The organism is Nostoc sp. C110 (assembly GCF_043099725.1).
Taxonomy (GTDB): Bacteria; Cyanobacteriota; Cyanobacteriia; order Cyanobacteriales; family Nostocaceae; genus Nostoc; species Nostoc muscorum_A.
On sequence record NZ_CP171148.1, the window covers coordinates 1420098 to 1432236 of the forward strand.

8 protein-coding genes are annotated in these 12139 nt (G+C 41.2%); 6 read left to right on the forward strand and 2 right to left on the reverse strand.

All coding sequences use genetic code 11. From position 1 onward, the window contains the following. Positions 1–171 precede the first annotated feature (171 nt). Positions 172–330, reverse strand: a complete 159-nt coding sequence (locus tag ACFFRD_RS11690; protein WP_392481590.1) for a hypothetical protein — start codon at positions 328–330, stop codon at positions 172–174. 286 nt (positions 331–616) lie between these two features. Between ACFFRD_RS11690 and ACFFRD_RS11695 the strand changes: the two genes are divergently transcribed. The 5 genes from ACFFRD_RS11695 to ACFFRD_RS11715 all read left to right on the forward strand — a co-directional run bounded on the left by ACFFRD_RS11695 (position 617) and on the right by ACFFRD_RS11715 (position 10905). Next, the gene (locus ACFFRD_RS11695; RefSeq protein ID WP_392481591.1) at positions 617–2383 is read left to right on the forward strand and encodes an SWIM zinc finger domain-containing protein; all 1767 of its coding nucleotides are present in this window, start codon (positions 617–619) and stop codon (positions 2381–2383) included. Between the two features lie 128 nt (positions 2384–2511). Beyond that, positions 2512–6723 carry a DEAD/DEAH box helicase gene (locus tag ACFFRD_RS11700; protein WP_392481592.1) on the forward strand — a complete coding sequence of 1404 codons (4212 nt, stop codon included), beginning with the start codon at positions 2512–2514 and terminating at the stop codon, positions 6721–6723. Positions 6724–7238: 515 nt separating this feature from the next. Continuing rightward, on the forward strand, positions 7239–7589 hold the full coding sequence (locus ACFFRD_RS11705; RefSeq protein ID WP_193947408.1) for a hypothetical protein: 351 nt from the start codon (positions 7239–7241) through the stop codon (positions 7587–7589). 468 nt (positions 7590–8057) lie between these two features. Further along, positions 8058–9410, forward strand: coding sequence for a histidine phosphatase family protein (locus ACFFRD_RS11710; protein WP_392481594.1), 1353 nt, complete (start codon positions 8058–8060; stop codon positions 9408–9410). Between the two features lie 172 nt (positions 9411–9582). Then, positions 9583–10905 carry a dihydroorotase gene (locus ACFFRD_RS11715; protein ID WP_392481595.1) on the forward strand — a complete coding sequence of 441 codons (1323 nt, stop codon included), beginning with the start codon at positions 9583–9585 and terminating at the stop codon, positions 10903–10905. 54 nt (positions 10906–10959) lie between these two features. Here ACFFRD_RS11715 and ACFFRD_RS11720 read toward each other — a convergent pair whose 3' ends face one another. Next, positions 10960–11478: a GNAT family N-acetyltransferase gene (locus ACFFRD_RS11720; protein WP_392481596.1), complete on the reverse strand. Its 519-nt coding sequence runs from the start codon at positions 11476–11478 to the stop codon at positions 10960–10962. Positions 11479–11601: 123 nt separating this feature from the next. On the opposite strand from ACFFRD_RS11720, the gene ACFFRD_RS11725 reads away from it, so the two are divergent. Beyond that, a complete protein-coding gene (locus tag ACFFRD_RS11725; protein WP_392481597.1) occupies positions 11602–12138 on the forward strand; it encodes a pentapeptide repeat-containing protein in 537 nt (178 codons plus the stop codon). The last annotated feature ends 1 nt before the right edge of the window (position 12139 follow it).

A 12139-nucleotide genomic window follows, 5' to 3' on the forward strand; every position in this document is an offset into this window, starting at 1 on the left:
ATGTGTAGCGACTGTCTTAAAAGTCAAGCGATCGCGTAACCCAACATCAATAAGGTGGTAATGTTGGGTTGCGTTTCACTCCACCTAACCTACGTAAATATATCTTTTAAAAAACTCTAGGTTTCAACACAGATTCACCAACGCTAAGTAAGTTGGCACAATAAAACCAAACTATGTAAAGAGAAATGCAGCATTGCTAAAGTTGGAAGCTTCATCTTTTATTAAAGGGCTAGTATCAATTACGACTACTAAATCCACTGAGTCTCTTGCTGTAGCGCTGTCGATTTTGCAAGGGCGCACAGTGGAAATAATTTGCTGTGTTTGACTCATATCTTTGATATACACTGTGATTAGGTGATGCTGATTCCTGTTATTTTGACACAGACTAAAAACGAATTTTGCCTTTGACTTTTTTAGAATTAGCCCTTTCAATGTGTAAAAAATAGCAGATTCCGTAAGGTTGCGGGTGTGGCTATGCTATTGGAGTGAGAAATACTTTGCAGCACGAAAATCAAAATAGTCTTTACTAAGACAACTTGGGATTTAAGTGAGATGCAGACACAAGAGAAAATAAAGGCAGTTTAAACGTAAGCTAAAAATAAAATACTTGGGTGCTATGTCGATTCCAGGAATTTCTGAAGCAATAATCCGTCATAACTCCAACGCTTCATCCTACAGTCGTGGTGAAGAATATTACCGCAGGGGTGCGATCGCTGATCTCAAAAAACGCGGTAATCTAATTCAAGCAGAGGTAGAAGGCGGCGAAATTACACCATATCAAGTCAGTATTAATTTTGATGCAGGTGGAATTATCTCAGCTTGTTGTACCTGTCCTTATGATTATGATGGTTGGTGCAAACATATCGTTGCCACCTTATTAAGCTGTTCGCGTCAATCAGAGATCATTGAAGAACGTCCAACGCTAGAACAATTATTAAATCGCCTCGATCTTCTTCAAACTCAGCGATTATTACAAGAACTGGTGGAAAATAGACCAGAAATAATTGATGATATTGATGAGTTTGTCAGTTTGATAGACTTACCAAAACCAAAAACAAAACAGTCTTCTACCCGTCAAAGCAAAATTGACACATCACCTTTTCGATCTCATGTCAAGCGAATTTTGCGGGATGGATTGAAAGAATTAGAGTATGGTTCAGAAGAAGACCCATTTACAGATGATTTGCTGGCTGTAATTGAGAAAGCGCGGGAGTTAGCAGAAAATGGAGATGGTAATAATGCGATCGCAATTCTCGAAACTATTACCGAAACTTATGCCCAAGAATGGGACGAGTTGCTAGATTATGGTGGAGACAGTTATTCCATCGCCGAACCTCTTGATAGCGCGTGGACAGAAGCAATTTTGTGTGCAGAAATGTCTACAGGAGAAATAGTAGATTTGCAGTTGATGTTGGAATCATGGCAAGACGAAATTAGTGCAGACTTTAGTATGAGTTTAGAAGCATTGCGTCAAGGTTGGGATTATGAACCACTGCAACAAATTATGCAAGGAGATGATACCGCAGAACTTTGGGAAAATGAACGACCAAGCTTTGCTGATGATTTAGCATTGATTCGCTTGCAAATTCTTGAACGTCAAAATCGTTATACAGAGTATTTAAATCTAGCTTTAGTAGAAGAAATGACTCTGCAATACCTAACGCAATTAGCCGTTTTGGGAAGAGTAGAAGAGGCAATGTCTGCGGCTAAAATCCTGATGGAAAAAGCAGAAGAGGGTTTTGCCCTGGCAAAAATATTGCGGGAAGATGGGTATTTAGTTGAAGCATTGGAAATATGCCAAGCTGGTATCAATTTAACAGGTAACTGTTTATATGAATTTGCTACTTGGACAAGTGATTTAGCCCAAGGATTAGAAGATAATGCCACTGCCTTAACTGCCAGCATCATTGCTTTTAAAATCAGACCATCGTTTCGAGACTATGGTAAGATTCAAGACTATGCAGGAGAAATTTGGTTGACAGTCAAACAAGATTTACTGCAAACACTACGAGAGCAGCCAGATTGGGGAATAAAAGAAGCTCAAGTTGATATTTTCCTCCATGAAGGATTAATTGATGATGCAATTAAAACAGTAGAAAGAGATACTTACTATGCTTCAGAATTGGTACATCGAGTCATGGATGCAGCAGTTTACCATCGTCCAGATTGGGTAATTGATAACGCTCGCAGACGGGCAGAACCAATTATGGAACAAGGAAAAGCTGACCGTTATGACGCTGCGGTTAATTGGCTCAAAAAAGCAAAAGCTGCGTATCTCCAACTAGGACAAAAAGCTGAATGGTCTGCTTATCGCTCACAACTAGAAGCGGCTCATGGACGGAAACGTAAATTAATGGAATTATTTAAAGAACTGAATAAATAGTAGTCTGTCAAGCTAACTTTGACGGGTGAGACACTTCTTAAACATCTCTTTTTTCTCTGACTCTGTGCCCTCTGCGCCTCTGTGGTTCGTTCCTTTACCCTTCAAACTTCACTTAACAGACCAATAGTATGATTAATTTAGCAACTGATACCGCAAAATTACAAACACAACTCGCGGATAAATACTTCAAATTACATCCTTCCATACAAAAAATTATCCAATTATTTTCGGTAATTTATGCACCGATAGACAAAAATTCATTTGTAAGTTGTCTTAGTAAAACTGACGCTTTAGATGAAAACAATAAACCTTTGGGTACTAAAACCCTTAGTCCCCAAATTGATAAATTGTTAAAAGCAGGCTTGTTAATACAGGAAAACAGGCAAGGTGCTGAATGTCATCCGTTACTCACAGAAATTGCTACTCGTCATGCTGTACAAACCGGACAGTTTGAAATCCTCGTCACAGCAGTAGAGGAGAAGCTACCAATACGTACTCACTGGAACAGAGATTCTCGGATCTTCTACAACTTACGCCAGTGTATCAGAGAAATCCGCATTGGTATTTATCGCCAAGACCTTAGTTTTATTAATCAGCAAATTGAAGCTTATCAGAAGTACAGTGATAGCGAAGAAAAAATAGTAATAGAGAATATCTTTGAGCAAATATACAATAATCCATTTGATGCAGATTGGTTTAACTCCTTACCACAAGGATTATATGAAAGTGGTATATCCAGTATCCTCTTCAATTCAGCCTTAAAATTATCCGCTTCTGAAGATGCGTTGATGCTGCTAGAAGAAGAATGTTCTACACCTGGAAAACATTGCTCAGATTATCTACATCTGATTTTGACAGAACAACTGTTGTTACAGGGTTGTACCCAAGAAGCACAAGAAAGTCTAGAGCGAATATCGAATGAATATCAAAATAACGCTGCGATCTTTTGGGGTTGGTTAAGTTTTCTGCGGGGTGATAATGAACAAGCCATCAAATATTATAAAGATGCCCTGAAAGCCATCAAAAAGGCTACAGGCAAACGCCAAATATATTTCAATACAATTGGGGGCTTATTTTTCATCCTCGCACTTTTAAAAGATGGTTCAGCGCAAAGCCTCAAAGAAGCAGAAGAGTATAGCAGTTTGATGTCCCGTCAATCAGATCATTGGCTCAGGTTCACTTATGGCAGACTGAAAATGGTACTGCAAGTCCACCAAGGTGATATTACTCAAAAACAATTTGTAGTCAGTGGTCATATTTCTTCCGTGGAAGAAGAAAATAGCTTACAAACATTATTTTGTTCGCTATGCCTTTACTGGATGGATGCTGAGAGTGCTAAAAAACGTTTACCTAATTTATTAGAACCATTGTATCGGCGATCGCTCACCTCCGGTTATCACTGGTTGGCAATGGAAACCGCAGAACTCCTATCCCGACTCAAACCTAGTAGTAACTATAAACAACTTGCAGAGGCACTGCGAGAAGATAGCAATATCCAAACCATCGTAGACTTAATTCGACCCCAAGAAGCTTGGGAAATGTGCCTCAATGCCTTGGCAAATCTCCAAAAAGAACCACAAACACCAGGAAAACCAGAATCGGAACTGCGTTTAGCATGGTTCATTACCTTCTATCCCAGCAGATGTGTCTTGCAACCAAAGGAACAAAAAGTTAATGCCAAAGGAGAATGGAGTAAAGGTCGCCCCATAGCCCTCAAGCGTCTAAGCAGTGCATTATCTGAGTTTGATTACATCACACCCCAAGATATGCGGGTATGTAGTTGTATTGAGGTATATAGTGAAGGCTATTACGGCAAAGTTGATTATACCTTCGGTGAAAAAGCCATCTCTGCTTTAATTGGACACCCGTTGGTTTTTTGGGAAGATACACCTACTATCCGTGTAGAAATTGTCAAGGGAGAACCAGAACTACTAGTTAAAAAAGAAAAACTTGGCCGTCTCACCTTGGAATTTTCTCCCAAATTACCAGAATCACAGAATATTCTGCATATCAAAGAAACCCCAACCCGCATCAAGGTCATTGAAATTACTACCGAACATAGACGCATTGCAGAGATTATTGGTATAGATAATAAATTAAATGTACCTGCGATCGCAGAAAAGCAAGTTTTAGCAGCCATAAATGCCGTCTCTGGCATCGTTACCGTACATTCTGACATTGGTGGCGGTTCAGAAGGTGCAGAAGAAGTAGCCGCCCAAACTCTCCCCCATATTCATCTTTTACCTGCCAATGCCGGCTTGAAAATCAGCCTTTTGTCACGTCCCTTTGCCCAAGGTGGCCCCTACTACCGTCCTGGAACAGGTGGTGAAACTGTAATTGCCGAGATTGATGGTAAACGTCTCCAAACCAGACGAAATTTGTCTGAAGAAAAGCAACTTGCCAAAGATGCTATAGCCGCCTGCGCCACCTTGACTCGAACTGAAGAACAAGATGGTGAATGGATTATAGACGAACCCGAAGACTGTTTAGAACTGCTGCTAGAACTGCAAGCACTGGGAAATAACGTAGTCATAGAATGGCCACAAGGAGAAAAACTGCGTGTTAGCCATAATGCCGACTTGAAAGACTTTAATTTATCAATTCAACGTCAGCAAGATTGGTTTGCAGCCACAGGGGAGTTGAAATTAAATAACGACCTAGTGCTGGATATGCAGCAACTACTAGAACTATTAGAGAAAACCCCCAGCCGATTTATCCCCCTTGGTGATGGTCAATTTTTGGCTTTAACTCAAGCTTTTCGGAAACGCCTCGACGAATTACGGATGTTTTCGGAAAAACATAGTAAAGGTATTCGTTTTCACCCATTAGCAACATTAGGGTTAGAAGATTTTGTCGATGAGGTAGGTAAGGTAAAAGCAGATAAACACTGGAAAACACATATCCAGCGTCTCCATGAGGTGAAAAACCTCCAGCCGGAACTGCCATCTACCCTTCAAGCAGAACTACGTGACTACCAAATGGAAGGCTTCTGTTGGCTAGCGCGACTAGCACATTGGGGTGTGGGTGCTTGTTTAGCAGACCAAATGGGACTCGGTAAGACCTTGCAAGCATTGGCGGTCATTCTCAGAAATGCCCATGAAGGGCCAACCCTAATTATTGCCCCCACTTCTGTATGTATGAATTGGGTGAGTGAAGCGCAGAAGTTTGCCCCAACTCTCAATATTATTCAATTTTCTGGTGCTAACCGCCAAAAATTATTGGATGGTTTACAACCGTTGGATATGTTGGTATGCAGTTATGGTTTATTACAGCAGGAAGAAGTAGCGCAAATGCTTTCTCAGGTACAGTGGCAAACTATTGTCCTAGATGAAGCCCAGGCAATTAAAAATATGACCACTAAACGTTCTCAGGCAGCCATGAACCTAAAATCTAATTTTAAGTTGCTGACTACTGGGACTCCCATTGAGAATCACCTGGGTGAGTTGTGGAATTTGTTCCGCTTTATTAATCCTGGGTTATTGGGTTCTTTTGAAAGCTTCAATCAACGCTTTGCTACCCCCATTGAAAAATATCAAGATAAACTTGCACGTAATAAACTCAAAAAACTGATTCAACCATTTCTGTTGCGACGGACAAAAAATCAAGTATTAGAAGAGTTGCCATCTCGTACCGAAATTCTCCTTCATGTAGAGTTAAGTCGAGAGGAAAAGGCATTCTATGAAGCATTGCGCCGTCAAGCAATATCTAAACTTACCGAAAGTGATGCAGAAGCAGGAAAGAAACATTTGCAGGTTTTAGCTGAGATTATGAAACTGCGTCGCGCTTGCTGTAATCCTAGCTTAGTGATGCCTGGTACTGAATTACCCAGTTCCAAATTGCAACTTTTTGGCGAGGTGCTGGGTGAACTGCTGGAAAATCGTCATAAAGCGTTAGTGTTTAGTCAGTTTGTTGACCATTTGCACATCATCCGCGATTACCTCGAACAGCAAGGTATTAGTTATCAATATCTAGATGGCAGTACTTCAGTGGCAGAGCGCAAAAAACGGGTCGATGCGTTCCAAGCTGGTTCAGGGGATGTATTTCTCATTAGTCTCAAAGCAGGGGGGACAGGACTTAATCTAACTGCGGCTGATTATGTGATTCATACAGACCCTTGGTGGAATCCCGCAGTGGAAGACCAAGCCTCAGACCGCGCCCATCGCATTGGGCAACAACGCCCGGTGACAATTTATCGCTTGGTAGCAAAGGATACTATTGAAGAAAAAATTGTGGAATTACATCACCAAAAGCGAGATTTGGCAGATAGCCTGTTGGAAGGTACCGAGATGAGTGGCAAGATATCAACAGAAGCCTTGCTACAGTTAATTAGTGAAAGTTAGCTATTAAGTAAGTTGGCACAATAAAATCAAACTAAACCTCATCTATGTTGAAACCTAGAGTTTTTTAAAAGATATATTGATGTAGGTTGGGTGGAGTGAAACGCAACCCAACATTACCACCTTATTTATGTTGGGTTACTACAAAACTACGGTTTTCAAAGTAGACGAGGTTTATGTAAAGAAAAATGAATTAGCCTAATACCAATTCTGTATGAAGATGAACAGAATATTAAACGAACCGCCAAGTACGCCAAGAATAGAGAGTTACTCATTTAGTGCAGCTTCACATTAAATTGGTATAAAACCCTTCTACCTATTGCCTTATCCCAACGACAATTATTTACGCCAACTTACTTAAATTAAGATGTATTACTATCAACATAGAGCAGAAATAATTGACGAGCCAAGTATATACGCAATACAATTATTGTAGTAGAACCTAACGATAGAGTTAATTAAAATAATTTGCCCAGAGAATAAAGACAAGCAATATTAAAGATAATTTGGACAAAAAAATGAACGCCAAAATTATTGCTTTGTTGGGAATTACCGCAGCTTTTACAAGCTTAGGAAGCCAGGTGTACGCCCAGTCACCAGCATCAAGCTTAAATTCAGGACAATACAGATTAACTGGTGATTCTCTAGTCGGAATTGATAATAGAACAGCCCAAGATGACTTTGGAAAGTTTTTTGAGCAAACTAATCCATCAACAATCTCTAACAATAATAGAACAGACAAAACTCCAGTCAAAATCCACTTTAACGAGACATTATCACAGCCAGACACTTCTGTTTTCTTAACACCCGCTCAGTCTGGCAATGACAATGATGGATTGCAAGTACAGTTAGATTTAGGGAGAGAATAATCAGGTGTAAATAATTCGTAATTCGTAATATTTCGGCTGCGCTCAATACAAGTTCGTAATTTGTAATTAAGCTTTCATGTAGGGTGTGTTGTCGCATAGCGCAACACACCATCAACAATTCACGGTGCGTTAGCCTACGGCATAACAGAATACGGTTCAGTTAAGGCTAAAACTCTTTTACCAAAGTCATTTTTTTAACGAACCGCCTTCGCGCAGCGTCTCGTAGAGAAGGCGCAGAGAACGCAGAGAGAAGAAAGAGATGCTTAACTGAACTGTATTGCGGCATAACACACCCTCTGGCGTGGCTGATTAAGGAAATAATTGAGGGTTTAAAACGCACAGAGGTAGGTTTTGCCTGTATAGTTGCGATTCCTAACTACCCTTTTAACTAAATCCCCTTTCCTGAGTCGGTAATTCTGCAATCATTTTGCAGTAAAATTAATCGTCTAGATACAGGAGGGCTTTGAGATGACTCGTGTCATCATTGTGCGCCACGGTCAAAGTGGTTATAACACCGAGCGGCGTATTCAGGGACGCACTGATGCGTCAACATTAACCGAGAAAGGTCGTAACGATGCCAGTAAAGCTGGCAAAGCCCTCAGCAATATTTCATTTAATGCTATTTACAGCAGTCCTCTGCAACGAGCAAAACACACAGCAGATATTATTCATAGTGAGTTAGCTACTCATTCTGAACAATCTGCTGTAATTCAAGTTTCTGATTTGCTACTAGAAATCGACCTTCCTTTATGGGAAGCACTGCTAACTGCTGAAGTTAAGCAAAAATTTGCCGAAGACTATCGCACTTGGCATCAACGCCCAGACAAACTGCGGATGCTGCTTAATGATGCAGAAGGAACAAGAGAACATTTTCCTGTTCTTGCTTTATACGAACAAGCGCGGCAGTTTTGGCAAGAAACTTTGTCTCAGCATCAAGGCGAAACTATTCTGATAGTGGGACATAACGGCATTAATCGCGCCCTGATTAGCACAGCTTTGGGAATCCCTGCAAGTCGCTACCATTCAATCCAGCAATCTAACTGTGGCATCAGTGTACTTAATTTTGCTGGGGGATTGGGCGAACCAGTCCAGCTAGAATCTTTAAATCAGACCCAACATACTGGAGAAACTTTACCCTCATTACGGCCAGATCATCAAGGAGTCAGGTTGTTGCTGGTGCGTCACGGCGAAACCGACTGGAATCGCCAAACCCGGTTTCAAGGACAAATTGATGTCCCCCTCAACGACAACGGTAGACAACAGTCGCAAAAAGCAGGCGAATTTCTGCAAGAGGTAGCGATTGATTTTGCAGTAAGTAGCACAATGCTGCGCCCGAAAGAAACAGCAGAAATTATCTTAAAACAGCATCCTAATGTAAAGTTAGACTTGCAAGATGGTTTAAGAGAAATCAGTCATGGACTCTGGGAAGGAAAATTAGAAACAGAAATAGAACAAGAGTTTCCCGGAGAGTTGCAGCGCTGGCGCTTAGTACCCGCCCAAGTGCAAATGCCTGAAGGGGAAAATTTACAAGAGGTTTGGGAACGCAGCGTTGCAGCTTGGCAATCAATTGTAGAAGCAGCATTAACCAATCAATTCAAAACTGTATTAGTAGTAGCTCATGACGCTACAAATAAAACTCTACTTTGTCATATTCTGGGTTTATCGCTAGAAAATTTCTGGAATTTCCGCCAGGGTAATGGCGCAGTCAGCGTTATCGACTACCCTTCTGGAATCAATGGTTTACCAGTATTGCAAGCGATGAACATCACCACTCACTTTGGTGGAGGCGTACTAGATAAAACAGCAGCAGGAGCATTGTAAAGAAGTTAGGAGTTAGGAGCGAGGAATTAGAAATAAAGTTAGGAGTTAAAAATTATGAGTGATGAATAAAGTTAAAAATGATGAGCAAGGAACAAATAACTGATAACTCCTAACTCATAACTTATAACTTCTAATTCCTAACTTTATTCTTAACTCCTAACTAAAAAGTTTTATGACTGAACTGCTGCAAAAAGTACGGGTGATTGACCCAGTTTCTGAAATCGACGAACTCTTTGATGTGCTGATTGCTGATGGTTATATCAAAGAAGTGGCTTCGCACATTGCTGATATTCATCCCAATACTCAAATTAGAGATTGTCAGGGATTAGTTCTCGGCCCTGGGTTAGTGGATTTGTATAGCCACTCCGGTGAACCAGGATTTGAAGAACGGGAAACCCTATTATCTTTTTTACACGCTGCTACTGCTGGCGGCTTTACCAGAGTTAGCATCTTACCCGATACATCCCCAGCTATTGATAACCCTGCACTTGTAACCCAATTGCAGGAGAAAAGACGCGGCGAGATGAAGGAAATAAGGGAGAAAAAGAAAATTAATTTGTCTTTCCCTGTTTCCCCTGCCACCCCTGCCTCTCGCCTCCCCCTGCTTAATATCTGGGGTGCTATCACCCTGGATGTTGCTGGAAACCAAATGACAGAATTAGCAGATTTAGCGTCTGCTGGAGTTGTTGGTTTTAGCGATGGTAAGCCTTTTGAAAATTTGGCGCTGGTGCGGCGAGTGTTAGAGTATCTCCAGCCGTTGGGCAAACCAGTCGCATTTTGGCCGAGTGATCGCCAGTTAACTGCAAATGGTGTAATGAGAGAAGGGCCAGATGCACTCCGTTTCGGTTTACCCCCAATACCCGCCAGCGCAGAAACTACTGCGATCGCAGCTATGCTTGAATTGGTTGCCGCCATCGGTACACCAGTCCACATCATGCGCGTCTCCACATCTCGCAGCGTGGAATTAATCGCCTCAGCCAAAGTTGCTGGTTTACCCATCACCGCCAGCACCACCTGGATGCACCTTTTACTTGATACAAAAGCAGTTAAGAGTTATCACACTAGCTTGCATTTAGACCCGCCTTTAGGAAATCCGCGTGATGTCGCGGCGTTGCGTGCGGGGGTACGTGCAGGTGTGATCGATGCGATCGCTATCGATCACACACCCTACAGCTACGAAGAAAAAGTCCAAGCCTTTGCCGAAGCCCCTCCAGGAGCAATTGGTTTAGAATTAGCATTACCTTTGTTGTGGCAATATCTCGTTGAAACTGAGGAATTTACAGCTTTAGAATTATGGCGGGCATTAAGTACCAGTCCAGCAAAATGTTTGGGGCAAGAAGTCAGTGCAATTCTACCTCATCAACCAGCTGAACTTACTTTATTTGACCCCCAGCAAATCTGGAAAGTTGAACGAAAAAGTCTTTATACACTTTCACAAAATACACCTTGGTTAGGACAAGAGTTGAAGGGTCATGTTGTGCAAACCTGGTGTTAATAAATGCAAATTGTTGTGCATTTGTAAAACCAATAATCTGAATTTAATTATCTATCAGCCTTTTCGGTACTGTACTTCCTGCTTAAATTCATCTTGATTAGACTCAATATTTGGAAAAAATGTTGAGCGGACAAATCCCAGATTATGCAATAAAGCAATAGAACGGTGGTTCTGGACATTAACGTAAGCGCAAAAATCAATATTTTTGTAGGTTTCAACTAAATAACTAATCATCCAATTCACTGCTTCGCGTGCATAACCTTTTCCCCAGAAATTAGGGAAAAATACATATCCAATGATTGCACCATTATCTACAGTAATTGTTGCTTGAACATATCCAACGTAGCATTTTTCGATAAAAGACCAGACAGCCCAATTCAACCAAATATCCGTACCATCTGGTGATTGACGACGTGCCAATACCATGTAGCGATCGCGAAGCGATTCAACACTTTGTGGCGGTACATCTTCGATAAAGTTATATATACTCTCACTCTGTAATCCATCAAAAAGCAGTTCGGCATGATGCGGTTTTAGTGGTTCTAAACAGAGTCGTTGAGAGTATATTTTCATCTTGTGAGCTAACCCAGAACTAACAAGCTAAATTATCATTTTTTTAAACTTAAGATAGATTGGCATTACTGCCTGAATTGCTAAATTAAGAATTGATGTAAAGTAGAAGAGGTTGATCGAAAATTGAAGTCTGTAGCTGTAAAGAAAAAAATTAGTCTAACTGCGATCGCTATGTTAGCAGTAGGAGTTGTAATGGGATGTTCTAAAGCGGAACAACCACAAGCGGCAGAACCAAATCTAGCCCCCGCTCCAACTACACCTCTACAAACAAATCAGCAAAATTCAGAGAGTGTTCCAACCCCTCCCACCCTTGTAACTGCGACAAGCGATCCAGTTCAACAGCTTCTATCCACCAGAAAATGTCAAGGCTGTAACCTCCGAGGCGCTAACCTAGATAAAGCCGACCTCAACGGAGTCGATCTAAGTAATGCCATCCTAATTGACGCTGACTTAGATGAAACTAATCTGAGTAATGCTAACCTGAGTGGCGCTGATTTAACTGATGCAGACTTAGGAAAGGCAAATTTGACGGGAGCGAACCTCAGCAAAGCTAATTTTACGAAAGCTGATCTAGAAGATGCAAATTTGACCAATGCTAATGTTACCGATGCAATTTTTACAGGAGCAGACTTAGAGCGGGTAATTGGGTTGCGTCGCTAAG